This window comes from Mesorhizobium sp. B2-9-1 (genome assembly GCF_006439455.1).
In the GTDB taxonomy this organism is placed as follows: domain Bacteria; phylum Pseudomonadota; class Alphaproteobacteria; order Rhizobiales; family Rhizobiaceae; genus Mesorhizobium.
Genome location: NZ_VFTP01000010.1, coordinates 76,281 through 101,228, shown reverse-complemented (window position 1 = coordinate 101,228; position 24,948 = coordinate 76,281). Strand labels below are relative to the sequence as shown.

The 24,948-nt window shown below is 63.4% G+C and carries 23 protein-coding genes; 10 read left to right on the top strand and 13 right to left on the bottom strand.

Features of this window, described 5'->3' with window-relative positions:
- Position 1: 1 nt before the first annotated feature.
- From FJW05_RS18565 to FJW05_RS18555, 3 genes are read right to left on the bottom strand one after another with little or no spacing between them, the layout of a single operon-like run.
- On the bottom strand, positions 2–163 hold the full coding sequence (locus FJW05_RS18565; RefSeq protein ID WP_095768770.1) for a hypothetical protein: 162 nt from the start codon (positions 161–163) through the stop codon (positions 2–4).
- A gap of 51 nt (positions 164–214) precedes the next feature.
- Positions 215–592 (bottom strand): hypothetical protein, encoded by a 378-nt coding sequence (locus FJW05_RS18560; protein ID WP_095768769.1) that lies wholly within the window; start codon positions 590–592, stop codon positions 215–217.
- A gap of 11 nt (positions 593–603) precedes the next feature.
- Positions 604–891 carry a hypothetical protein gene (locus FJW05_RS18555; protein ID WP_095768768.1) on the bottom strand — a complete coding sequence of 96 codons (288 nt, stop codon included), beginning with the start codon at positions 889–891 and terminating at the stop codon, positions 604–606.
- 285 nt (positions 892–1,176) lie between these two features.
- On the opposite strand from FJW05_RS18555, the gene FJW05_RS18550 reads away from it, so the two are divergent.
- The 4 genes from FJW05_RS18550 to FJW05_RS18535 are packed head-to-tail and all read left to right on the top strand — an operon-like array spanning position 1,177 to position 4,954.
- The gene (locus FJW05_RS18550) at positions 1,177–2,310 is read left to right on the top strand and encodes an aminomethyltransferase family protein (RefSeq protein ID WP_140634661.1); all 1,134 of its coding nucleotides are present in this window, start codon (positions 1,177–1,179) and stop codon (positions 2,308–2,310) included.
- A 41-nt stretch (positions 2,311–2,351) separates the two neighbouring features.
- Positions 2,352–2,942, top strand: coding sequence for a dimethylamine monooxygenase subunit DmmA family protein (locus FJW05_RS18545; protein WP_140634659.1), 591 nt, complete (start codon positions 2,352–2,354; stop codon positions 2,940–2,942).
- Entirely contained in the window at positions 2,939–3,904 is a 966-nt protein-coding gene (locus FJW05_RS18540; RefSeq protein ID WP_140634657.1) for a PDR/VanB family oxidoreductase, read from the top strand. The genes FJW05_RS18545 and FJW05_RS18540 overlap by 4 nt, the downstream gene beginning before the upstream one ends.
- A 9-nt stretch (positions 3,905–3,913) precedes the next feature.
- Positions 3,914–4,954: a DUF3445 domain-containing protein gene (locus tag FJW05_RS18535; RefSeq protein ID WP_140634655.1), complete on the top strand. Its 1,041-nt coding sequence runs from the start codon at positions 3,914–3,916 to the stop codon at positions 4,952–4,954.
- A 251-nt stretch (positions 4,955–5,205) separates the two neighbouring features.
- Here FJW05_RS18535 and FJW05_RS18530 read toward each other — a convergent pair whose 3' ends face one another.
- Positions 5,206–5,928, bottom strand: a complete 723-nt coding sequence (locus tag FJW05_RS18530; protein WP_140544172.1) for an XRE family transcriptional regulator — start codon at positions 5,926–5,928, stop codon at positions 5,206–5,208.
- A gap of 317 nt (positions 5,929–6,245) precedes the next feature.
- Between FJW05_RS18530 and FJW05_RS18525 the strand changes: the two genes are divergently transcribed.
- Positions 6,246–7,604 carry an NAD(P)/FAD-dependent oxidoreductase gene (locus FJW05_RS18525; RefSeq protein ID WP_140634653.1) on the top strand — a complete coding sequence of 453 codons (1,359 nt, stop codon included), beginning with the start codon at positions 6,246–6,248 and terminating at the stop codon, positions 7,602–7,604.
- Positions 7,605–7,650: 46 nt separating this feature from the next.
- Here the strand turns inward: FJW05_RS18525 and FJW05_RS18520 are convergent, their stop codons facing one another.
- The 4 genes from FJW05_RS18520 to FJW05_RS18505 form a co-directional block, all read right to left on the bottom strand.
- Complete coding sequence (locus FJW05_RS18520) at positions 7,651–8,754, bottom strand: mandelate racemase/muconate lactonizing enzyme family protein (protein WP_140634651.1); 1,104 nt, start codon at positions 8,752–8,754, stop codon at positions 7,651–7,653.
- Between the two features lie 191 nt (positions 8,755–8,945).
- Positions 8,946–10,094: an efflux RND transporter periplasmic adaptor subunit gene (locus FJW05_RS18515; RefSeq protein ID WP_140634649.1), complete on the bottom strand. Its 1,149-nt coding sequence runs from the start codon at positions 10,092–10,094 to the stop codon at positions 8,946–8,948.
- 15 nt (positions 10,095–10,109) lie between these two features.
- Positions 10,110–13,307 carry a multidrug efflux RND transporter permease subunit gene (locus FJW05_RS18510; protein ID WP_140634647.1) on the bottom strand — a complete coding sequence of 1,066 codons (3,198 nt, stop codon included), beginning with the start codon at positions 13,305–13,307 and terminating at the stop codon, positions 10,110–10,112.
- Positions 13,301–13,537 (bottom strand): hypothetical protein, encoded by a 237-nt coding sequence (locus FJW05_RS18505; protein WP_095768759.1) that lies wholly within the window; start codon positions 13,535–13,537, stop codon positions 13,301–13,303. Before FJW05_RS18505 ends, FJW05_RS18510 begins: the two co-directional genes overlap by 7 nt.
- 251 nt (positions 13,538–13,788) lie before the next feature.
- Here FJW05_RS18505 and FJW05_RS18500 point away from each other — a divergent pair, with 251 nt between their 5' ends.
- Complete coding sequence (locus FJW05_RS18500) at positions 13,789–14,370, top strand: TetR/AcrR family transcriptional regulator (RefSeq protein WP_140544202.1); 582 nt, start codon at positions 13,789–13,791, stop codon at positions 14,368–14,370.
- Between the two features lie 781 nt (positions 14,371–15,151).
- Here the strand turns inward: FJW05_RS18500 and FJW05_RS18490 are convergent.
- The 5 genes from FJW05_RS18490 to FJW05_RS18470 all read right to left on the bottom strand — a co-directional run bounded on the left by FJW05_RS18490 (position 15,152) and on the right by FJW05_RS18470 (position 20,511).
- Positions 15,152–16,174, bottom strand: coding sequence for a LacI family DNA-binding transcriptional regulator (locus FJW05_RS18490; protein ID WP_140634645.1), 1,023 nt, complete (start codon positions 16,172–16,174; stop codon positions 15,152–15,154).
- A gap of 87 nt (positions 16,175–16,261) precedes the next feature.
- Positions 16,262–17,053 carry an ATP-binding cassette domain-containing protein gene (locus tag FJW05_RS18485; RefSeq protein ID WP_140634643.1) on the bottom strand — a complete coding sequence of 264 codons (792 nt, stop codon included), beginning with the start codon at positions 17,051–17,053 and terminating at the stop codon, positions 16,262–16,264.
- 4 nt (positions 17,054–17,057) lie between these two features.
- Entirely contained in the window at positions 17,058–18,044 is a 987-nt protein-coding gene (locus tag FJW05_RS18480) for an ABC transporter permease (protein ID WP_140634641.1), read from the bottom strand.
- A 107-nt stretch (positions 18,045–18,151) separates the two neighbouring features.
- Positions 18,152–19,084, bottom strand: a complete 933-nt coding sequence (locus FJW05_RS18475) for a substrate-binding domain-containing protein (protein WP_140634639.1) — start codon at positions 19,082–19,084, stop codon at positions 18,152–18,154.
- 269 nt (positions 19,085–19,353) lie between these two features.
- Positions 19,354–20,511 carry a fumarylacetoacetate hydrolase family protein gene (locus FJW05_RS18470; protein WP_140634637.1) on the bottom strand — a complete coding sequence of 386 codons (1,158 nt, stop codon included), beginning with the start codon at positions 20,509–20,511 and terminating at the stop codon, positions 19,354–19,356.
- A gap of 199 nt (positions 20,512–20,710) precedes the next feature.
- Here FJW05_RS18470 and FJW05_RS18465 point away from each other — a divergent pair, with 199 nt between their 5' ends.
- The 4 genes from FJW05_RS18465 (at position 20,711) to FJW05_RS18450 (ending at position 24,898) form a co-directional block, all read left to right on the top strand.
- Complete coding sequence (locus FJW05_RS18465; protein WP_140634635.1) at positions 20,711–21,994, top strand: FAD-dependent oxidoreductase; 1,284 nt, start codon at positions 20,711–20,713, stop codon at positions 21,992–21,994.
- A 103-nt stretch (positions 21,995–22,097) separates the two neighbouring features.
- Positions 22,098–22,985 (top strand): ABC transporter permease, encoded by an 888-nt coding sequence (locus FJW05_RS18460; RefSeq protein WP_140634634.1) that lies wholly within the window; start codon positions 22,098–22,100, stop codon positions 22,983–22,985.
- Positions 22,982–23,800: an ABC transporter permease gene (locus FJW05_RS18455; RefSeq protein WP_140634632.1), complete on the top strand. Its 819-nt coding sequence runs from the start codon at positions 22,982–22,984 to the stop codon at positions 23,798–23,800. The genes FJW05_RS18460 and FJW05_RS18455 overlap by 4 nt, the downstream gene beginning before the upstream one ends.
- A 27-nt stretch (positions 23,801–23,827) precedes the next feature.
- A complete protein-coding gene (locus tag FJW05_RS18450; RefSeq protein WP_140634630.1) occupies positions 23,828–24,898 on the top strand; it encodes an ABC transporter substrate-binding protein in 1,071 nt (356 codons plus the stop codon).
- The last annotated feature ends 50 nt before the right edge of the window (positions 24,899–24,948 follow it).

Sequence of the window (24,948 nt, the reverse complement as noted above, 5' to 3'; positions counted from 1 at the left end):
CTCAGATCCGGTGTTTTTCGGAAACGGCTTCAAGCTCGCCTTCACGGGAAGACGTCAAAGTCTCCTCGGAATAGGTCGTATCGACCTTGAACCAGTCGTAGAGCATCCACGCCGCAAGCACGACCGAGATGCCCCAGCAAACGTAAGACAGTCCCATCCACATGATGTTTTCCCCGGTCTCTTTGTCGTCAAAAGTCTCTTTGTCGTCGAAAGTCTATTTGTCGTCGAACTTCTCGTTGATGACCTCGCGATATTCCTTGTCGGAGGCGCGGAACAGGAAGACGAAATACGCGATCAGCACGATCGCCATGATGATCAGCGTCGGCCAGTCGATGATGTAGTGGAAGCGGTTCTGGATGATGTCGTGCGCCGTCTCCGGCGTGTAGCCCAGCTTCTCCCAGATCGAGGCCATGGTCGCGTTCTGGCCGAGCGCGTCCCAGGTCTTGGCATCGAGCGGGTCGATCGACTTCGCCGCCCCGGCAAAGCCGAGTTTCAGCGGCAGCCAGAGCGCCACGAAGATTGCGACCACCACGACCGCGATGTCGAGGATCTGTCCGGCCTTGCTCTGCTCCGGCGGGGTATAGCGAGCCATGGTTTCTCCCTTCACGATTGGCGGTTGCGGGCGGCGTCGGCGTTCTTGATGTCGAGCCCGTAGATGAAGTCCTTGTCTTCCTTGTAGTGGTTGAGCATGGCGAGGATCGCGGCGGTGTTGAAGATCAGCACCGCGGCGGCTGCAACCGCCACCACGAGCTTGATGCCGCTATGCGGAATGTATGGCCATGTCATCAGGAGGACGAAGAGGATCGTTGCCCACAGGCACACGATCAGGAGCACGGACCCACGTACGTCGGAACGGTACAGCGCTTCGATGCGCTGCTGCATGTCGGACATCGGTTTTCCCCTTCTGGCGACGTCCGGCCACACAACCGACCGGGCGTCCACTCTTTCAACAGAGTGAAATTTTTTTCATAAGTTCCGCTCGATTCCCGGAATTGTCAAGCCGGATTTACGCATCGTAAACCGTTTGTCATCGGGCAAGAAATTTGCCTGACAATGAAATTATTTGCTTCAAGGGGATTGCAGGGCTTCGCCGTTTGCGGTCAATATTCGACCAAGCTCCGCCACCAAGCAGGAGCAGGGAACGGCAACGACTTAAATCGCACGGAGGACGATCGGATGACGGCATCCTGGAGATTCTCGACCCTGGCGGATCGCCATCGCGCGCTCGGCTCGAAACTCGAGGACTGGAGCGGCATGGGCACCGCCTGGACCTACGACAAGGACGCCGACGAGGAATATGTCGCGATCCGCACCAAGGCCGGGCTGATGGACGTCTCCGGCCTGAAGAAGGTCCACATCACCGGGCCTCACGCCTCGCATCTCATCGACCTCGCCACGACGCGCGACGTGGAAAAGATCTATCCCGGCAAGTCGACCTATGCCTGCATGCTGAACGAGGCCGGCAAATTCACCGACGACTGCATCCTCTACCGCATCAGCCCGAACTCGTGGATGGTCGTGCACGGCTCGGGCACGGGCCATGAGGAGCTGCAGCGGGCGGCGATGGGCCGCGATGTCTCGCTGCGCTTCGACGACAATCTGCACGACCTGTCGCTGCAAGGCCCGACCGCGGTCAACTATCTCGCCAAGCATGTGCCGGGCATCCGCGACCTCAACTATTTCCATCATATGCAGACGCAGCTCTTCGGCTTTCCGGTGATGATCTCGCGCACCGGCTACACCGGCGAGCGCGGCTACGAGATCTTCTGCCGCGGCCAGGATGCCGGCACGATCTGGGACAGGATCCTCGAGGAGGGCAAGAGCGCCGGCATCATTCCCTGCCGCTTCACCACGCTCGACATGCTGCGCGTCGAGAGCTATCTGCTCTTCTATCCCTATGACAACTCGCAAAAGTATCCGTTCGAGAACGAAGGCCCCGGCGACACGCTGTGGGAGCTCGGCCTCGACTTCACCGTCAGCCCCGGCAAGACCGGCTTCCGCGGCGCCGAGGAGCATTATCGGCTGAAGGGCAAAGAGCGCTTCAAGATCTATGGCGTGCTGCTCGACGGCAAGGAGCCGGCCGACGAGGGCGCGCCCGTCTATCGCGACGGCAGACAAGTCGGCGTGGTGACCTGCGCCATGTATTCGCCGCTGGTCGAGAAATCGATGGGCATCGCGCGCCTCGATGTCGACTGCGCGGTCAAGGACACCAGGCTCGAGATTCGCAACCGGAGCGGCTCGATCAAGGCGACGGCGCAACCGCTGCCGTTCGACGATCCCAAAAAGACCAAGCGCACCGCCAAGGGTTGAGGCATCATCACGGGGAGGGGGCTCGAGGTACGAAGGAAAGAATGACAGCCAAGACGATCATCAGCCGGCCCGTTTACGGAACGCTGTCTCCGCAGCCCGGCAAGCATCATCTCTTCATCGCCGACGCGGAAGGCGCGCTGGCGATTACCGACATGGCCGGCAAGGCGCCGCCCGGCTTTTTCGACGGCGCGGAAATCGTCTTCATTCCGGGGGGCAAGCACATCGCCGCCCTCGAAGCGCTGAAGCCGATGCAACTCCACATAGCTCCGTCCTTCGCCAGTCTCTTGCCGCGGCTGAAGCAGATGCTGACCAACGCCCATATGGGGCTGCGCCTTTATCTTGCCGGCACCGAAGGCCTTATCGGACAGGCGATGCAAGTAGCGCTCGAAGCCGGCATCGACCACACCTCGATTGAGACCGAGCATCGCGGCTCGCTGGCGCGGCGCATGCAATGCGTGCACTGCAAGGGCATCACCGAAAACGTGACGACGCAGCCTGCCACCTGCTCGCATTGCGGCTTGCTGCTTCTGGTGCGCGATCACTATTCGCGGCGCCTCGCGGCCTTCCAGGGCGTGTGCATCAACGCCGAGGATCGCTCCGAGAGTCCTCCGATCGAGGAGGCCTTCCCATGAGCACCGGCACCACCAAGCTCGACGTCGTCGTCAGCGATGTCGTTCCCGTCAACGATCTCGTGACCCGCTTCCATTTCCGCCGTCGCGACGGCGAGCTGCTACCGACCTTTTCCGGCGGCGCCCATGTCGTGGTCGAGATGCGCGACGGCGACCGCACCAGGCTCAATCCCTATTCGCTGATGGGCTCGCCGCTCGACACGCGCGAATACACGATTTCCATCCGGCGCGACGATGTCGGCCGCGGCGGTTCGCTGTTCATGCACCGGCAGGTCAAGCCCGGCCTGGAGATGGTGATCAGCTATCCGGTCAATCTGTTCTCGCTGGATCTCCGGGCGAAGAAGCACCTGATGCTGGCCGGCGGCATCGGCATCACGCCTTTCATGGCGCAGACATCGCAGCTGGCAGCCGCCGGCGGCAATTTCGAATTGCACTACACTTGCCGCACCGCCTCGCTGGGGACCTATGCCGATGTCCTGCAGCAGCGCTATGGCAACCGGGTCAGGCTCTACCACGACGACCGCGAGGAGCGCATCGACCTCGAGCGGCTCTTGTCCTCGCAGCCGCTCGGCACGCACCTCTATGTCTGCGGCCCGGCCGGCATGATCAACTGGGTGCGCGATCGCGCAGCTAGCCTCGGATGGCCGCCGGAGACCGTGCATTTCGAGCATTTCGCGGCCCCGCAGCCCGGCGCGCCGTTCGACGTGACCTTGGCCGTCAGCGACAAGACGATTCGCGTCGGCGAGCAGCAGAGCCTGCTCGAGGCGATCGAAGCCGCCGGCGTCGACCCGCCTTATCTCTGCCGCGGCGGCGTTTGCGGCCAGTGCGAGACCAATGTGATCTCCTTCGACGGCAAGTTCATCCACAACGATCACTGGCTGAGCGAGGAAGACCACCGTTCCGGCTGCAAGATCATGCCTTGCGTCTCGCGCTTCGAGGGCAAGTCGCTGGTCCTGGAAAGATAGGAGGCGTCAATGGGCATCACCTTTCGCAAAGAAACGTTTCGCGACGATTTCACCTTCAAGAACAGTCCGGAGCACATCCGGCGCTTTCCCTTCCCGTTCAACGAAGACGCCTACATGTATGCGGTCAACATCGAGCCGCATGTCGTCGGGCCCAAGGGCAGCGTTCTCGAGAACCTGATCGACGTCGACGAGCACTATGTCGCCGAGATGCAGGACCGCGCGCTGGTGCTGGCCGAGGATCCGCTGCGCTGCCAGTCGCTGCCGCATATGACGCTGGCCGGCTGGGACCTGCTCGAGCTTCTGATGGAGCAGCAGGCGCTCGGCTATCCCGAGCATTTCACCTTGGAGCGAGACGGCGACCGCTGGCGCTGGATCAACCGGCCACTCGGCATCGACGACACCTTCATCTTCGGCGACACCTCGACGCTGCCCTACGGGCCGATGGAATACATCACCCGCCAAAGCCAAGGCGATTTCTGCATCCTGGACCAGCGCGACGGCAATCTGTGGATGGATGCCGGCATGGTCACCACCCAGGCCGACTGGTCGCTCGACTTCGACATCGGCATGAACTTCTTCGAATGGCACGCGCCGGTGCCGCTGGCGCATGAGAAGGGCATTTTCACCCGCGCGCTGAAATTCCTCACCAACATCCAGCAGGGCAAGCCGGCAAGGCGCCTCAACTGGACGATGACCATCAATCCGCGCCTCGATACCAGCCCCGAGAACTATCACAAATGGGGCCCGGACCGCGCCACGGTCACGCCGGAGAATGTCGGCGACAAGGTGCATCTGCGCGTCGAATTGCAAAGCTTCTGGCGGCTGCCGCGCTCGAACGCCATCGTCTTCCCGATCCGCTGCTACCTGATCAAGATGGACGAGCTGGTCACGCAGCCGAAATGGGCGCGCCGCCTGCACCGCGTCATCCGCGACCTGCCGGAAGAGCTCGCCACCTATAAGGGCCTGACACGATACAGGCCGACGCTGGTGGAATGGCTGTCGAAGCTCGACGACGGCAGCCCGACGTCACCAGGATTCGGGCCGGATTGAACTGCCGATCTCCACCTTGGGCGCCTCCGGCGCCGACGTTGGAGATTGGCCGAAGCCCCCGTGACGTCGTCATACTCGGGCTTGACCCGAGTATCCATGCCGTGAACTCGGCCGTAGGGTGCAAAGGCACGGAATTCGGTAACCGTTGCAACGCCTTAGCGTCACGGCCTGGATTCTAGGGTCTGCGCGCGTCGCTTCGCTCCTTGCTTCGCCCTAGAATGACGAAGCGCGGTAAGGGCGAGATCAGTCAATCACCCAGCGCTGTTTTGCGGATAGCAGATGATCGACAGATACCGCATCGGCAGCCGCGTCAACTCTTCCGGGCCGTGCGGCGCGTCGGCGTCGAAGAACAGGCTGTCGCCCGGCTTCATCGGATAGAGATTATTGCCGTGCCGGTAAACGACCTCGCCCTCGAGCATGTAGAGGAATTCCATGCCCGCATGCTGGAAGGTCGGGAACACGTCCGAATTCTCGGTCAATGTGATGAGATAGGGCTCGACGACAACGCCGCTGGTGTTGGCGCCGATATGTCCGAGCAGGTTGTACTGGTGGCCGGCGCGGGTGCCGCGCCGCTCGACATCGACGCCTTCGCCGGCCTTGACGAAAACGGCGCTGTGCTCTTCCTCGAAGCGCCGGAAGAACGCGGTCACCGGAACGCCCAGCGCCCGCGACAGCGCCTGCAATGTCGTCAGCGATGGCGAGGTGATGCCGTTTTCGATCTTCGACAGCATGCCGAGCGAAATTTCGGTGGCGGTGGCGAGATCGGCGACGGTGATGCCGAGCTTCTTGCGGAACGCGCGCACCTCATGGCCGATCGCCACTTCCAGCACTTTTTCGCGCGTATCGCGGATGGCGTGCGGATTCTGCGTCAACGGCGCGCGTATCGTGCGCCCGGCCGCCGAAACGCGCTTTAGCGGCGCCTTGCCCTTCGCTGCCGCATCGGTGGACTTGGTGCCGGAATTCTTGTTCGCCATGTCGCCCCCGACTCTCGCGGATTATTTCACTCAAGGTGAACATATTCGGTGGCGATACAAGAGCGCAACCGCGACAGCAAGCCGCTGGATGTTGCGGGGCACGCCTGCTTCAACGTGACGCCGCCGCCTTTGCGCGCAAAAACCGTTTCACGCAAACGCCGTCGCCGCAGATGTTTGTTGACAGCACCAAAGACCCAATTACTGTCACTGTCAGTAAAATTTGTTTCGTGGGAGCAATTCCAGGAAAAGTGTCGAACGGTTTTCCGCCCGGAATTGCGTCAACAAAAAAGTCGAATCAAAAAAGGAGGACGCCCGCAATGAAATCTCGTGTCGCGGTCATCGGAGCCGGACCGTCGGGCCTGGCGCAGCTAAGGGCCTTCAAGTCGGCCGCCGACAAGGGCGCGGAGATCCCGGAAATCGTCTGCTTCGAGAAGCAGAGCGACTGGGGCGGGCTGTGGAACTACACCTGGCGCACCGGCCTCGACGAGCATGGCGATCCGGTGCACGGCTCGATGTACCGCTATCTGTGGTCGAACGGCCCGAAGGAATGCCTCGAATTCGCCGACTACACCTTCGAGGAACATTTCGGCCGGCCGATCGCTTCCTATCCGCCGCGTGCCGTGCTGTGGGACTACATCAAGGGCCGCGTCGAGAAATCCGGCCTGCGCGAATGGGTGCGCTTCAACAGCCCGGTGCGCATGGTGACCTATTCCGGCGAGACCAAAAAGTTCACCGTCACCGCGCATGATCGCACCAACGATGTGACCTACTCGGAGGAGTTCGACAACGTCGTGGTCGCTTCGGGCCATTTCTCCGTGCCCAATGTGCCCTTCTTCGACGGTTTCCCCACCTTCAACGGCCGCATCCTGCACAGCCACGATTTCCGCGACGCCATGGAATTCAAGGGCAAGGACATCTTGATCATCGGCCGCTCCTATTCGGCCGAGGATATCGGTTCGCAATGCTATAAATACGGCGCCAAATCGATCACCTCCAGCTACCGTTCCAAGCCGATGGGTTTCAAATGGCCGGAGAACTGGAAGGAGGTGCCGCTGCTGCAGAAGGTCGTCGGCAAGACAGCGCATTTCAAGGACGGCACCACCAAGGACGTCGATGCCATCATCCTGTGCACCGGCTATCTGCATTCCTTCCCCTTCCTCACCGACGACCTCAAGCTCAAGACCGCCAACCGGATGTGGCCGCTCGATCTCTATGAAGGCGTCGTCTGGGAGAAGAACCCGAAGCTTTTCTACATCGGCATGCAGGACCAGTTCTACACCTTCAACATGTTCGATGCGCAGGCCTGGTATGCGCGCGACGTCATCATGGGCCGCATAAAGCTGCCATCATCGGAAGCGATGGCCGAGCACGGCGCCAAGTGGCGAGCGCGCGAGGAGACGCTGGAGGACGCCGAGCAGATGATCTGGTTCCAGGGCGACTACACCAAGGAACTTATGGACCAGACCGACTATCCGGGCTTCGACGTCGAGGCGGTCAACCGCACCTTCATGGAGTGGGAACACCACAAGATGGAAAACATCATGACCTTCCGCGACAATGCCTACCGCTCGCTGATGACCGGCACCATGGCACCGGTCCACCATACGCCCTGGCTGCAGGCGCTGGACGATTCCATGGAAAGCTATCTCGAGGTGAAGGGCGTGGCGGCCGAGTAGCACGGCGCGCTCGCGCCGACGTTCTCAGGCTCGACGCGCCTGATCTTCAGCCGATCTCGAAGAAGGGCTTGCCGAGCAGGCCAGGGTCCACATCGATGCCAAGGCCGGGGCCGTCGGGAACGCCCATATGGCTGCCGGTCACCGGCGGTGCATTCCTGGCCGTACGAACCGTCACCCATTCGTGGAAGGCGATGGCGTGCAGCCGGCGCTCCTGTGGCGTCGACAGCGACAGATGCGCCATGGCCGCTGTGTCGATCTCGGCGCCGCCGGTGTCCTCGACGGTGATCATGAAGCCGAGATCGACGGCGACGTCGCGGATCAGGCGGGTCTGCGTGACGCCGCCCAGTCGCGAGATCTTCAGCGTCAGCCCGTCGGCGGCGCCGCGGCGATGAATTTCCAGCATTTCGCCCAGCGAGGTGACGGATTCGTCCAGCACCATCGGCTTGTCGAGCATGCGGCGCACCGACATGTTCTCCTCGATCGTCGTGCAGGGCTGTTCGAACGTGTAGTCGATGCCGCGCGTGGCATCGGCGAACTGGCGCGCCTGGTAAGGCGTCCAGCCGGCATTGGCGTCGCAGAAGATCACCGTGCCCTTCGGCACGGCGGCGGCCACTGCCGAGACCCGCTCGATGTCGTCGCGCACATTGCCGCCGACCTTGACCTGCAGGCGCCGGCAGCCTTCGGCGATGATCCTTTTGGCAAGTGCGGCCATCTGATCGAGCGTGCCGTGGGTGACGACCCGGTAGGTCTCCGCCATGTCGCTCTCGCGGCCACCAAGCATGGTCACCAGCGACACGCCGGCGGCGCGGGCGGCAAGATCCCAGCACGCCATGTCGAGCGCCGATTTGATATAGGGATGGCCCTTGAATGCCGTATCCATCAGCCGGCCGATGCCGGCAAGGCCGCGTGGATCCTGGCCGATGAGATGCGGCGCGATCTCCGGCACGCCCGCGCGTGTGCCTGCGGGAAACGCGGCCGAGTAGAAATTGCCGAGCGGCGCCACCTCGCCCCAGCCGGTGACGCCGCTGTCCGAGGTGATGGCGACGATCACCGCGTCGAAGCAGTCGGCGATCCGCCCCTTGGACATGCGGTAGGGCCCGTCCACGAAGGGCTGCACGACATGATAGGCCTTGATGCTCTTGATCTTCACGTTTGTGTCCGTTGCGGGTCAGGTCACATTCCGATGAACTGGCTGCAACACAATCAGGTTGTCGACAATCCAACAAGAGCGTCCTTAGAAACCGGTCCTTTCGGGCTCGGAATTGCCTGACCCCAAATAGTAAACGGCGCCCTCGACGTGGGTATCGAGGGCGCCGTCGGACCGGAAACTGATGGGGGTTATCAGCTGGCCGGTTTCGGTTGCGGCAAGGGAGAAACCGGCATTCCGGGTCCGATCTTCTGCAAATTGCCCGTGATCACCTGGTCGGTCTCCGAGATGCCGGAGGTCACGGAAATCAGGTCGCCGTCGGTGGGCCCAAGCGAGACCAGCTTCTGGTCGACGGTGTTGCCCTTGCCGATGACATAGAGGTATTTGCCGAGCTGGCTGGAACCGAGTGCCACCTGCGGCACCATCAGCGTGTTGGGCTGTTCCTTCACATGCAGCCGCACCCGCACATACTGTCCAGGCAGCAGCGTGAACTTGGCGTTGCCGATCGTGGCGCGCGCCGTGATCGTGCCGGTCGAATGGTCGATCGTGTTGTCGATGAAGGTCAACTCGCCCTTCTGGCTGGGCTGGGTCTCGCCGGGCAGGAGCACGTCGACGGCGATCGGACCGGCGGCCTTCGCCTGCTCGATCTGCACCAGATCGCTCTCGCTCGGATTGAAAGTCACATAGATCGGGTCGAGCTGCACCAGCGTGTTGAGCACTGTGCCGGCGACGCTGACCAGCGTGCCGACCGAAGCCTGGTTACGGCCGATGCGTCCCGAGAACGGCGCCTTGATCTCGGCATAGCCGAGATTGAGCTCGGCCGTCCGCACCGCCGCCTGGTCGACGGCAAGGGCGGCCTGGGCCGCGCGCAGATTGCTGGTGCGCTGGTCGAAGCTGTCCTTGTCGAGATAGCCGGCCTTGGCGAGGTCGGTGCCGCGGCCGAGATTGGACTTTGCATAGTCGAGCGTCGCGCTATCGCGCTGCACCTGCGCCTTCGCCTGCTCCAGCGCGGCCTGATAGTCGTCGGGCGCGATGCGGTAGAGCAGGTCGCCCTGCTTGACGTCGCTGCCGTCGGCCGCATTCTGCTCCTGCAGATAGCCCGGCACGCGCGCCTGCAGCGTGATGCTGCGGATCGACTCCACCCGCGCGGCGTAGTCGAGATAGATCGGCAGCGTCTTCTTCACGACATTCACCACCGGCACCGGCATCACGAAGGCCGCCGGCGCTGGCGCGGCACCCGCTGCGCCGCCGCTCAAATTGCCCATGTCGAGAAAGTGCACGCTGGCCACCGAGATCGCGCCGAGCGCGACGGCCGTTCCCAAGGCGATTTTCCATCTACGCATAATTGATCTCCAATCTTATTCAGCCGCCTGGGCGAGCGGCTGAAGCGCCGGCTCGGCGGTCGGTTCAATTTCGTCTTGCCGAGGCGCATCGTCGTGCGCCTTGGCAGGTTCGCTTTCGCCACGTTCGCGCAACTGCTCGATCACGGCGTAGAAGACAGGCACGAAGACCAGCGACAGGATCGTCGCCGCCACCATGCCGCCGAAGACGGTGGTGCCGATCGATTGCCGGCTGGCTGCACCGGCGCCCGTCGCGAACATCAGCGGCAGCACGCCGAGGATGAAGGCGAAGGCGGTCATCAGGATCGGCCGCAGTCTCAGCCTTGCCGCTTCCATCGCCGCTTCGACGATGGTGAGACCCTCCTCGCGCCGGCGTCTGGCGAATTCGACGATCAGGATCGCGTTCTTCGCCGCCAGTCCGATCAGCATGACGAAGCCGATCTGCGAGTAGACGTCGATCTGCATGCCGCGCAGCATCAGCACGATGAAGGCGCCGAACAAAGCGAGCGGCACGGCGAGCAGCACCATGAAGGGCATCGCCCAGCTTTCATACTGCGCCGCCAGGATCAGGAAGACGAAGACGATCGCTAGCCCGAACACAACAGAGGCGATCGATCCGGCCTTGAGCTCCTGGAAAGTGATGCCAGTCCATTCGTAGCCGAAGTCGCGCGGCAGCACATTCGCCGCCGCCCGCTCCATGGCCGCCACCGCCTGTCCGGACGAGAAGCCGGGGGCAGCGCCGCCATTGATCAGGGCCGAGGCGTTGTTGTTGTAATGCGGCACGGTCTCCGGCCCGACGATCGGCACCAGTCTGCCCAGCGTGCTCAGCGGCACCATGCCGCCCGACGCGTTGCGCACATAGAGCCGCGAGATGTCGGTGGCGTCGGCGCGCGCGTCCTTGTCGGCCTGGATGGTCACGCGGAAGGTGCGGCCAAACAGGTTGAAGTCATTGACGTAGAGCGAGCCGAGATAGATCTGCAGCGTGTTGAAGACGTCCGGCAGGTTGAGGCCGAGCAGCTTCGCCTTGCTGCGGTCGAGGTCGTAGTTGAACTGCGGCGTCGAGGTCGAGAAGGATGAGAACAGCTGCTGCGGGTTGAGCTCCGGCTGCTTGCGCGCCTCGGCGAGCAGCGCCTGCGTGACGTCATTCAGCGCCGCACTGCCGCGCCCCGACAGATCTTCCACCTGGAACTCGAAGCCGCCGGTGGTGCCGATGCCCGGGATCGAAGGCGGGTCGAAGGAGAGCGCGAACGCATCCGGCATCTGCAGAAGCTTGCCGCGCACCTGCTCGACCAGTTTCGAGGCGCTCTGGTCAGGACCGCGTTCGTCCCATGGTTTCAGGATCGCGAACTCCACCGCCGAATTCGACTGGGCGGCGCTGGTCAGGAAGTTCAGGCCGCTGATCGAGCCGACGATGTCGACGCCGGGCGTCGATTGCAGGATGTCGCGCGCCTTTTGCGCCACCGCGTCGGTGCGCTCCAAGGAAGCGCCGTCCGGCAGCTGGATGACGACGAAGAAATAGCCCTGGTCTTCCACGGGAAGGAAGGTCGAAGGCAGTTTCTGCCAGACGAAATAGGTGGCGACGAGGCCGGCCGCGAACAGGACGAGCATGGCCCAGCGCAGCTTGATCAGCAGGCGCACGCCATGCGCATAGGCATGCGACAGCCAGTCGAAGCCGGCGTTGAACCAGCGGAACAGCACGAACTGGGTCTCGCCGCGATGGCGCAGGAATGCCGCGCTCAGCGCCGGCGAGAGCGTCAGCGAGTTGAAGGCGGAGATGCCGACGGAGATCGCGACGGTCAGCGCGAACTGGTTGTAGAGCCGGCCGGAGACGCCCGGGATGAAGGCGACGGGAACGAACACCGCCATCAGCACCGCCGTGGTGGCGATGATCGGCCCGGTCACCTCGGCCATCGCCGCGCGCGTCGCGGCAAGCGGCTTGAGCCCCGCTTCCAGCTGTCGCTCGACATTCTCGACCACGACGATCGCGTCGTCGACGACAAGGCCGATCGCCAGCACCATGCCGAGCAGCGAGAGCATGTTGAGCGAGAAGCCCAGCATGTACATCACCGCCAGCGTCGCGATCAGCGAGACGGGAATGGCGATGGTCGGGATGATGGTGGTGCGCCAGCTCTGCAGGAAGATGAACACCACCGCGACGACCAGCACCAGCGCTTCGCCGAGCGTGATCAGCACGTCATGCATCGAGGCCGACACGAAGCGTGTCGTGTCGTAATGCATGGCGTAGCTGACGCCCTTCGGGAAACGCTGCGACAGCTCCTGCATCTTGTCCTTGACCCGCTGCTGCAGGTCAAGCGCATTGGAGCCCGGCATCTGGTAGACGGCCAAAACCACGGTCGGATCCTTGCCGAAGAAGGCGGAGGACGAATATTGCAGCGCGCCGAGCTCGATGCGGGCGACGTCGCGCAGCCGCACAAGCGAGCCGTTCTGCGAATTGGCGCGCACGACGATGTCGCCGAATTCCTTCGGGTCGCTAAGGCGGCCGACGGCATTGACCTGCATCTCGAAGGCGGTGCCGGCCGGCGCCGGCGACTGGCCGATCTTGCCGGCCGCCACCTGCACGTTCTGTTCGGCGATGGCGTTCTGCACGTCGACAGCGGTGATGCCGAGATTGGCAAGCTTGTCCGGATCGAGCCAGACGCGCATTGAATAACGGCGCTCGCCGAAGATCTGCACGTCGCCGACGCCGGGGAGGCGCTTCAGCGGATCGACCACCTGCAGATAGGCGAGGTTGCTCAGCGCCACCGGATCGACCGAACCGTCGGGCGAGGTCAGGTCGACGATCAGCACGAAATTGGGGTTCTGCTTCTTGATCGTCACGCCGCCCTGGTTGACGATGGCCGGCAGGGAGGATGCCGCTTGGCTGACGCGATTCTGCACGTCGACGGCCGCCGTGCTCAGCGGATAGCCGACGTCGAAGGTGATGGTGATGGTGGAAGAGCCGTCATTCGAGCTCGTCGACGACATGTAGGTCATGCCTTGCACGCCGTTGATCTGCTGCTCGAGCGGGGTGGTGACCGTATCGGCCACGACCTGGGCGCTGGCGCCGGGATAATGCGCGCTGACCACGACCTGCGGCGGCGTGATGTCGGGGAACTGCGAGACGGGCAAAAGGAAATAGGCGATCGCACCGGCGAGCACCATGATGATGGCGATCGCCGACGCGAAGATCGGGCGGTGGATGAAGAAGTTCACCATGATGCGGACGCCTCGCCGAACGGGTTTGCGAAATGGCGCAGGCGCCGGGCCCGGCCGGAGCCGGAATCCTGCAGGAAGGATGGCGGGATGTTGCCCGGCGCCTGGTCAGCCGCGCGCTGGCGCAGCATCCGTTCGAAGGCTTTGGGGTCGATCCCGTCCGCCTTCATCACCAGCCGGATCATCGGATCCCGGATGGCTTCGTCGATCGTCAGGTCTTTGCGCTTTTGCATAGGAGTGGCTCCTTGCTCGGTCCGCATCGCTTGATCACGGACCGCTTTTTCTCGTTCTTCACCGGCCAAAGCCGCATGACAGGCAGGTTTTGCGTCCCATCTCACTCTGGCAGGGCTATCGGAGGGCCTTGTCGTTTGACGGCGAGTGATATAGGTGTTACCAGTAAGTAACATGCTGGAAGTTACAGACCGGTAACACCCTAGTCAAGAGGTGGCGACGGTTTTTTTGGAAACGACGAAAGGAGAGCATGATGACTGACGGCGTTGCGGAGCGTTCCCGTCCCCGGGATCGAATCCTGGAGACGGCGCAGGACATGTTCCACAAGCACGGCATCAAGGGTGTGGGCGTCGACGCCATCACCGAGGCTGCCGGCACCAACAAGATGACGCTTTACCGTCACTTCGAGTCCAAGGACGAATTGATCGTCGAATGCCTGCGCGCAACGGCGGCGAAGGCTTCGAGGATCTGGGACGAGTTCGAGGCCAAGCATCCCGGCGACAAGCTCGCCCAGTTGCATGCTTGGGTCCAAAAGGCTTCGGAACTGCTCAGCGCCGACAGCCGCGGCTGCGATATGGCCAATGCCGCCGTCGAGCTCACCGAGACCGATCACCCGGCAAGGCGCGTCATCAAGGAACTGAAGGAGGCCCAGCGCGAAAAGCTGGTCGCGCTTTGCCGCGATGCCGGCATCGGCCAGGCCGAGCTTCTCGCCGACACGCTGTCGCTGCTGCTCGAAGGCGCGCGCGTCTCGATGCAGAGCGTCGGCGCCGAAGGTCCGAGCGCGCAATTCGTGCGCATGGCCGAAAGCCTGATTGCTTCGTTCCGGGCGCGCTGATCTCCGAGGTCGCCCTTTTCAGCCGCCCTAAGAGGGGGACGACGCGCCCCGGCTAGTGGCACTGCACAGGGGTTTTGACCGGTCGGCTTCAGTCGGCTCTGTTTTGCGTTCGCAGGTGGCACGCGTTGGAGATTGGCCGAAACGCCTACCCCTTCGTCATTCCAGGGCGGAGCAAGGAGCGAAGCGACGCGCGAAGACCTTGGAATCCATGCCGTTACCTTCGCCAGGACGTGCAACGGAGCAGAATTCTCCACCGTGGCGGCGCTTCGAAGTCACGGAATGGATTCTATGGTCTGCGCCGCGTCGCTACGCTCCTTGCTCCGCCATAGAATGACGAGGTTGGGGGCGGCTTCAACCAATCTCCAGCGTTTGCGCTGATTTCACGCAAATGAACGGAAATCTTGCACCAAGACAAACCGCAACCTTTTCAAAAATCCCTGCGTCAGACGGGCGGAAAAGGCCATTTGACGAAGATGCAGAATGTCCTGAAAGCTTAGTTATGGCGCACCGGCACTCCTAGGCGAGAGCGGTGGAGTGAGGGGAAGCTGCGGGCAAAGAAAAGCCCGCTGCCGGGAGGAGGTGGCAGCGGGCTCGATTTCGAATACGGCACGGGAGGAGGTGTACCGCACTCAGCGTCGGCATCACATCTGGGAGGAGGAGACGGCCGACACCCAGATAAATACGAGGTGCCTAACGATTCGGCAATTGCGAAACCTGCATAGCTGGTGTGCAGAATTGCGGGATCAATCGTCAGACAAATAAGCGAGCGGCGCGCCCCGCGCTACTGCACCGGGACGTTTTCCTTGAAGATCAGCCGCGGCTCGATGAATTTCTTCGTCAGATACGGTGCCGATGAGGCGATGGAGCCGAGCAGGCGGATCACCGACTGCTCGGCGATCAGCCGCGCATTCTGGTCGATCACGACATCGGCGAGATCGTCGACGAGATAGCGCCGTGTTTCCTTGGTCAGGTCGTGGCAGATGAAGACCGGCTTCCTGCGCGGCTTGGCTTCCAGCAACGCCTTGGCCACGCCGGAGCGTCCGGCGCCGACGCAATAGATGCCGAGCAGATCCGTTTCGTCGTGCAGCGCCTTGACGGTCGCGCGGTAGCTGGCGTCCGGGTCGTCGTTGCTTTCGGCCGCGCTTGAGACCGTGAGGTCGGGAAATTCTTCGGCGAGCACCGAACGAAAGCCCATCTCGCGCTCCTCGTGGCCGCGATAGGAGCGCGAGCCGACCACCATCGCCAGATGTCCCCCACGGCCGCCGAGGAAGCGGCCCATCAGCAGCGCCGCCGTGCGGCCCGCCACCCGGTTGTCGATGCCGACATAGGCCGAGCGCGGTGCCGCCGGCACATCCGAGATCAGCGTGACCAGCCTGATCCCGGCATCGACCAGCTCGCGCAGGATGTTGCGTGTGCGCGGATGGTCGACGGCGATCACGCCGACGCCATTGGCCTTGAGCGACAGGTTCTCCACAGCGCTCTGCAGCGCGCCTGGCGAAATGCCGGCAAGGTTATGGATGCGGCAGGAGGCGACCAGCGGAAGGCGCGCCGCATAGTCCTCGATGTGATGGGCGAGATCGGCCATGAAGGCGTTGGATCCGATCGGCAGGAAGAATTCGAGATGCGCCGGCTTCGACGGCAGCACGACCTGATCGAGCGTCGGCAGGTAGCCGAGCTGCTTGGCCGCCTCCAGCACGCGCTGCCGGTTGGCAGCGCTTGCACCCGGGCGGTTGTTGAGCACCCGGTCGACGGTCGCGGTCGACAGGCCGCAACTCTGGGCGATATCGGCTACGGTGGCTTTCATGGGTCCAGTCATAGGCGCTGATGCAATCCTGTGCCAGCGGCGGGCGTGAAGCGGCTGCCGGCCGCCGATCCGCCTGCCGGTCAGCCCTCAGCCATGCTGCGAACCGTCGGCGATGGCGTCGCGGATTTCCTTGTCCGACATGCCGGTGATGACGCGCTCGACCTCGGCGACCGTTGTCTTTTTCGGATCGATGTCGTCGGCCACCACCTTGCCCCGGCGCATCACCACGATGCGGTCGACCACCTGGAAGACGTGGTGGATGTTGTGCGCGATGAAGATGCAGGAATGCCCTGAATCGCGGGCGCTGCGCACGAAGCTCAAGACCCCTTGCGTCTCGGCGACGCCGAGATTGTTGGTCGGTTCGTCAAGGATGATGAGATCGCTGTCGAAATGCATGGCGCGGGCGATCGCCACGGCCTGCCGCTCGCCGCCCGACAGCGAGCCGATCGGTGTCGTCGGTGGGATGTTCTTGGTGATGCCGACCTGTCTGAGCAGGTCGCGCGCCACCGCGTTCATGGCGTCCTGGTCCATGCGGTTCAGGAAGCGCGGCGCCTTGATCGGCTCGCGCCCGAGGAACAGGTTGCGCGCGATCGACAGCTGCGTGACCAGCGCCGAATCCTGGTAGATCGTCTCGATGCCGTGGGCGATGGCGTCGCTGGTGCTGCGCAGCATGACCTTCTTGCCGCGGATAAGGATGTCGCCGCTGGTCAGCGGCACGGCGCCCGACAACACCTTGATCAGCGTCGACTTGCCCGCGCCGTTGTCCCCCAGCAGGCCGACGATCTCCTTTTCATTGACGTGGAAGTTGGCGTCCACCAGCGCCTGCACGCGCCCGTAGGACTTGCGGATATTTTCCATGCGGATGAGCGGTTCGGCCATCGTCCTAAGTTCCTGCCTGGTGACGGCGCTCGAGCCATGAATGCAGCGCCATCATGCCGAGGATGATCGCGCCGATGAAGATGTTGTAGGCGAGCCCCGGCACGCCGATCAGCACAATGCCGTTGCGCATGACGCGCAGGATCAGGATACCGAGCACGGTGCCGATGATGGTGCCGCGTCCGCCGGTCAGCGCCGTGCCGCCGATCACCACCATGGCGATGACCTCGAGCTCGTATCCGGTGCCGCTGTTGGGGTTGGCTGCGGAGGTGCGGAGCGACGAGATCACGCCGGCGAGCGAGGCCATCACCGCCGACAGGATGAACAGGCCGACCTTGACGCGGCTGACGTTGACGCCGCGCGCGCGGGCTGCGTTCGGATTGCCGCCGGCGGCCTGGATCCAGTTTCCGGTGCGGCTCTGCGTCAGCACGTAACCCAGCACGATCGCAGCGCCGATGAACCAGAACAGCGAGGCGTAGATGCGGAACGGCCCGACATAGAAGTCGCCGACCAGGATGTTCGCCAGCCAGCTGCCTTCGGCGCTCCAGGTCCTCTGCGGAAAGCCGTCGGTGATGAACAGCGCCGAGCCGCGCACGACCAGCAGCATGCCGAGCGTCACCAGGAAGGACGGGATCTTGAGCTGCGTCACGAACCAGCCATTCACCAGCCCGATCAGGGCAGCGACGATCAGCGCGATCAGCAGGCCCATTTCCAGCGAGGTGACGCCGCTGTTGAAGAGCGTCCACATCAGCACCGGCGAGAAGCCGAACAGCGAGCCGACCGAGAGGTCGAATTCTCCGGATGTCATCAAGAGCGTCATCGCCAGCGCGATCAGGCCGAGCTCGACGGTGAAGGCCAGGATGTTGGAGATGTTCTGCGGCGACAGGAAGTCGGGATTGATGCCCCAGAAGACGACGAGCTCGACGATAAGCAGCACCAGCGGGCCGAATTCCGCTCGAGCGATGAAACTTTGAATGAAGGAACGGTTTTCCATTGAGCCCGCGGCGTGGATGATTGGCTAAAGCCCACTCCGATCAGGCAGGGCTCGACGGTACAGGAAAGCGGCCGCGGCCCGAAAGCCGCGACCGTAGATGCCAAGGATTATTTGCCGGACAGGATCTTGTCGTAGACGCCGGCGGTGTCCTTCTCATAGAGCGCGCCGGTGATGACGTTGAAGCCTGGAGGAATGCCGCTGGCCGCCATGTTGGCCAGCGAAAGCGCCACATAGCTGGTCGCCTGCGGGTCCTGCCACTGCCCGGCATTGACGTAGCCGTTCAGCACTTCCTGCGTGGTGTCGAGCGAGTTGCCCCAGCCGACGACCGGGATTTCGCCTGGCTTGACGCCGGCCTGGTCGAAGACGCGCTTGATCGAGCCGGTGACGAGGTCGCCGAGGCCGATGATCGCCTTCACCTTGCCTTTGTGGGCGGTGAGATAGTCGACCATGCGGTTGATCACTTCGGCCTGGTCGAGCGTCGCTTCTGTCACCTCATAGGTGACGCCGGCCGGCCCGAACACGCTCTTGATGCCTTCCTCTTCCTGCACGCCATAGGTGGCGCCGGGGACCTCGACCGGCATCCAGACGAAATCGCCCTTCTTCACCAGGCCCTTGTCGACCAAATATTGCGCCCAGTGCTTGCCGAAGGTGACGTTGTCGCCGCCGACATAGGCGTTGAAGTTGGCCTTCGGATCGGGCGTGTTGAAGTTGATGATCGGGATATTGGCCGCGCGCGCTTCCTTGACGATCTCGACAAGGCTGCCCGGATCCGGACTGGTGGTGACGATGCCGTCGGCCTTGGCCGAGATGGCGGCGCGGACGGCCTCCTGCTGCGAGGCCACATCGCCATTGTGGAACGAGGTGTTCACCTTGTTGCCGGTGTCGCTCGCCCATTGCTTGGCGCCGGCCAGGAAGTAGGTCCAGACCGGATCGGCAGGGCCGCCATGCGAAATCCAGTAGAACGTCTTGGCCTCGGCCATCGCCGGAATGGCGAGCATGGCGATCAAGCCAAGCACGAGCAGTCTTAGCCGCGAAAGCATTCGATTTCCTCCCATGTTGAACTCTCCTCCTGGATCGGCGCGATGTGGCCTTGGCCGCATCTCCTGCCCGCGCCGACCGGAACGTCTAGAGCATTCTCTTTTTCAGGCAGTGGCAAGCCTCCATCGCCAATGGATGTTGGCACAGGCGCTCGCGCCATCAGCAATCCCATCAGATTGCATCAGCAGCAGTGATATTCGTTGGGCAAACAACACCATCGACCATCCGCTGCGCGGATTGGCCTCCAAGCAACCGCCCTTCCGGTGCGGCGTTAGATCAGACCCGCTTTGGCCAGGTCGCGCATCAGATGGCTGGCGCCGTAGGTCCAGTGCGGACAATCGGGCGACAGCCGTACGCGGTTGGTGAGCGCGCCGAGCTTTTCCGACGAGATGGTGACGATGTCGCCGACCTTGTGGGTAAAGCCCTTGCCCTTCTCGCCGCGGTCCTTCGAGGGCACGAACATGGTGCCGAGATAGAGCGCCAGCCCGTCCGGATACTGGTGGTGCGGTCCCATCGCCGCCTTGACCAGCTCTTCCGGCGAACGGCTGATTTCGGCCATCGAGCTCGCGCCCTCCAGCGAGAAGCCGTCCTCGCCCTCGACGCGGAGCCGCACCGTGGCGCGCTTCACGTCGGCGATGGAGAAGGTTTCGTCGAACAGCCGGATGAACGGCCCGAGCGATGCGGAAGCGTTGTTGTCCTTGGCCTTGCCGAGGAGCAGCGCCGAGCGCCCCTCGACGTCGCGCAGGTTGACGTCGTTGCCGAGCGTGGCGCCGACGATGCGACCCGAGCTATCGGCGATCATGGCGATCTCAGGCTCGGGATTGTTCCAGGTGGAGACGGGGTGCAGCCCGACATCGGCGCCGAAGCCGACGGAAGCCATCGGCTGGCATTTGGTGAAGATCTCGGCGTCCGGGCCGATGCCCACTTCGAGATATTGCGACCAGGCCCCGCGCGCGATCAGCTTGGCCTTGATCTCCATCGCTTCCGGCGAGCCGGGCTTTAGCTTCGACAGATCGTGGCCGATCAGCCCGGCGATGTCGGCGCGGATGGCATCCGCCTTTTCGGCCGAGCCGCGCGCCTGCTCCTCGATGACGCGCTCGAGCAGGCTGACGACGAAGGTGACGCCGGAGGCCTTCACCGCCTGCAGGTCGACGGGCGACAGCAGGATGGGCTTACCGGCATCACGTTCGGCCTCGAAGCTGTTCGCCGCAATTTCTTCCAGCGCGCCGATCGCCTTGCCCTTGGCCGAGCGCAGATAGCCGGCCGGATCCTTCAACTCGCAAAGATCGCGCACCGTAGGCGCCGCGCTCGAGGTGATGTCGATCACCTCGCCGTCCCGCACCGTCACCACCAGCGGATGGGAAGCGGCGCTGGTCTTGGCGCGGCCGACGAAAATTCCATCGGCGGGCAGGCGGGTCGGATCGGTCATGGCATCATTCCTCTCGATTTTTTCGCGCGCGGCACTTTTCCCCGATTTCGCGAAAACGTCTATCCCGCCAGCCGCAACATTTATGACCATGGATGTGCTGTCACACAGCCACAGCCGAACTGGCCCATCCAAGCGCTCTTTCAAATTCATGAAATCGGCGATAGGATTTTCACGAAGCTCCAGCGTATAGGTGACCTTCTTGGCCGCAGCCTTCTCCGATCCGATCTGGCGGAAGCCCCAGGCGGCCATGGCGTTCCAGTCGGAGCTTTCGGCCGGTGCCACGCTGGACGCGGTCATCGTCGGCGGCGGCATCATGGGGCTGTCGACCGCGCTGCATGCGGCGCGCGCGGGCATTTCCGTTCAGGTGCTGGATGCCGGCGCGATCGGGCAGGGCGCTTCGGGCCTCAATGGCGGCCAGGTCATCCCCGGCCTCAAATACGATCCGGAGTGGCTGATCGAACACTTCGGCAAGGAGCGCGGCGAAGCCCTGGTCGCGTTCGCCGCCTCGACGGCCGATGCCGTGTTCGATGTGATCCGCGACGAGAAGCTGGCGGTGCCGTTCACGCGCAAAGGCTGGATCCAGGCCGCGCACACCGAGACCGCGCTGAAGGCAGCGGCGAACCGGGATCGCCAATGGCGCTCGCGGGGTGCCGACGTCAAATTGCTCGATCAGGCCGAGATCGCGGCCATGACCGGCGCCAAAGGGTATCTCGGAGGCTGGCTCGACCGCCGCGCCGGCGTCATCGATCCGCTGTCCTACACGCTCGAGCTCGCCCGCGTCGCCTCGGCCGCCGGCGCCAGCATCGCCGAGCAGCAGCGGGTGGTGAAGCTCTCCAAGGATGCCAGCGCCTGGCGGGTTTCGACGCAAGGCGGCGCCGAATTGCGCGCCAAGGCGGTCGTGCTCGCCACCAATGCCTACACCGACGGCCTGCTGCCGGGCCTTGCCCAGACGATCGTGCCGCTGCATTCCTTCCAGATCGCCACCGCGCCGCTTCCGGCCGAGCTTGCCGCAAGCATCCTGCCGGGCGGTCAGGCCGTTTCCGATTCTCGTCGCATCCTGGTCTACTACCGCCGGAGTCCCGATGGCCGGATGGTGCTGGGCGGTCGCGGCCGCACGGCGCTGCCTTCAAGCGCCGCCGATTGGGCGCATTGCGAACGCGCGCTCATCCGCCTCTATCCGGCGCTTGCCGACATCGCCATCGAAAAGCGCTGGTTCGGCCGCGTGGCGCTGACGCCGGACCACCTGCCGCATCTGCATGAACCGGAAAAAGGCCTGCTGGCGGTCGTCGGCTGCCAGGGCAGGGGCGTCGGCCTGATGAGCGCGCTGGGCAAGCGCATGGCGAATTACCTCGCGAGCGGCGACGCTCGGCAATTGCCGTTTCCGCTGTCGCCGATCAAGCCGATCCCGTTCCACGCCTTCCGCCAGGTCGGGGTTGCCGCGGCAATCACCTGGTACCGCATGCTCGATGCGTTCGAACGCTGACGCCGAATGCGTGCAGCGCACAAGCGAATCTGCTTGACAGTTTCATGAATATGAAAAAGCATCAGGTGATTTCAAAAATCCGATGGAGCCAATAGGCACTTCGATGTCGACCATCGCCGCAACACGGCCCCTGCCGGAAAACCGCATCTCGCCGGTCTTCCGCTTCGCCATGCTGCTGCCGGGCGGGCTGGTCACCTTCTTCCTCATCCTGTTCGCGCTCGGCCTGGTGGTCTTTCTCGCCTTCAGGGGCAATGACGGCTCGCTGCTCGGTGTCGGGCTGACAGCGGAGAACTTCGTCACCGTCGCAACCGATCCGCTCTATTGGACGGTGACGCTGCGCTCGCTGGTCATTGCCGGCCTCGTGACGCTCGCCACCGTCGTTACCGCCTATCCGGTCGCCTACTATCTCGCCTTTCATGCCGGGCGGCGCCGCAACCTGCTGCTCTTCCTGGTCACGCTGCCGTTCTGGACCAGCTATCTGCTTCGCGTCTTCGCCTGGAAGATCGTGCTTGCTTATAATGGCGTGCTGAATTCGGCCTTCATCGAGACCGGCCTTTGGGAGGAGCCGACGCTCGCCTTCCTCAACACGCCGGCCGCGGTGGTCGTCACGCTCGCGCACGCCTATGCGCCCTTCGCCATCCTGCCCATCTATGTGGCGCTGGACACGATCCCCAAATCGCTGCTCGAGGCTGCATCCGATCTCGGCGCGCGGCCTTTCACCAGCTTCCGCCGCGTCGTGCTGCCCAATTCTATGCCGGGCGTTCTGGCGGCGGCGCTGGTCGTCTTTGTGCCGACGGTCGGCGACTATGTCACGCCGGCCATGGTCGGCGGCCCGGCCAGCACCATGATCGGCACGCTGATCCAGTCGCAATTCGGCAAGGCCAATGACTGGCCATTCGGCGCCGCGCTCTCGGTATGCGTCATGCTGGTCATCCTTTGCGTGGTGCTGGTCGCGCGCGGCGCCGACCGCCGGTTTGGCAGCCGCACATGAGCGTCCGGGCAGACACCAAAAGCGACGGCCGCTGGCTCGCCCTCTACGTGCTTGGCTATCTCGTCTTCCTCTATTTGCCGGTGCTCTTGATCCCGCTGTTTTCCTTCAACAACTCGATCCAGGCGGCGTTTCCGCTGCAAGGCTTTACGCTCGAATGGTACCGCACGCTTTACGGCAACCCAGCACTGTCCGGCGCCTTGGCCAATAGCCTGGTCATCGGCGTCATCGCCGCCTTCGGCGCGACGCTCTGCGGCATCACCGTTTCCTATATGGACCTTTACGGCCGTTCACCGCTCGCCGCCACCATCAGCGCCATTGCTCGCCTGCCGATCCTGATCCCCGGCGTCATCGTCGGCATCTCGCTTCTGATCCTGGTCAACCTCATCGGCCTCGGCCCGTCGCGGATATCCATCGTGCTCGGCCACATCCTCGTCGCGCTGCCGACGACGGTGGTGGTGATGCGCAGCCGCTTCGCCGCCATCCCGAAGACGATCCGCGAGGCGGCGCTCGATCTCGGCGCTTCCGACTGGACGACGTTCCGGCGCGTGATGCTGCCGCTGAGTGCGCCCGCCGTGCTGTCGGCTTTCATGCTCTCCTTCCTGATTTCCTTCGACGAGTTCATCGTCGTCTCTTTCCTCGCCGGCACCGAGCCGACGCTGCCGCTCTACATCTGGAGCCAGCTGCGCTTCCCGCGCTCGCTCCCGACCGTGATGGCGCTCGGCACGGTGATCCTCATTGTCTCCTTCGTCATCGCTGGCACAGCCGAAATCCTTCGCCACCGCGGTCTTGGCGCCGCGCGCCGCAATCCAGCCTGAACCACAACAAAGAAGAGGAGAACGAAAATGACAGTCCACCTGAAATCGATCGCCGGACACAAAGCCCGGGCCGGCCTTGCCGCGCTGGCGCTCGCGCTGTCGTCGACAGTCGCGCTTGCCGCCGACAAGCTGCAATATTTCACCTGGTCGGGCTACGAATTGCCCGACTTCAACAAGAGCTTCCTTGCCGCGCATCCCGATGGCGTCGAGGCGACGATCTTCGGCGATGATGACGACGCCTTCACCAAGGTCAAGGCCGGCTTCCGCCCGGACATCGCGCATCCCTGCTACGACAAGGTGGCGCGCTGGAACAAGGAAGGCCTGCTGCAGCCGATCGACACCAAGCGCATCAAGAACTGGGATTCGATCTTCCCGGTGTTCAAGAACCTGGCCGACCTGCAGGCCGGCGACGGCAAGGTGTGGATGGTGCCGTGGGACTGGGGCAACACCTCGATCCTCTACCGCACCGACCTGGTGAAGAACCCCGAGGCGAGCTGGAACCTTCTGTGGGATAAGCAATATGCCGGCCGCATGGCGACCATCGACGCCGTGCACGACACGCCGATCGTCGCGGCCCTCCTGGCGGGCGTGAACCCCTTCGACATGACGCCGGACCAGATGGACAAGGTGGCCGAAAAGCTGCGCGAGCAGCGGCCGCTCATGTCGAGCTACACCACCGACATGACCTCGGTCGAGCAGGCGCTGGCCAGCGGCCAACTGGTCGCCGCCATGACCTGGAACGCGTCCGCCACCTCGCTCAAGAAGCAGGGCGTGCCGGTCGAGTTCATGAAGCCGAAGGAAGGCATGCTGACCTGGGCCTGCGGCTTCGTCATGCTCAAGGACGCCAAGAACGTCGACCTCGCCTATGACTTCATCAACAGCCGCCTCGACGCCGACTCCGGGAAATTCCTGATCCAGTCCTATGGCTATGGCAGCTCGCTGAGCACCGCGTTTGCCGGGGTATCGAAGGAAGAGCTGGACAAGCTGCAGCTGCCTGCGGATCCGGACGTGATGCTGAAGAGCACCATCTTCACCGGCCCGATGAAGCAGAATGACGACGTGGCAAAGATGTTCGAGAAGGTGAAGGCCGGGGGCTGAGCGTCCTTACCTTCTCCCCTTGTGGGAGAAGGTGGCCGCGAAGCGGCCGG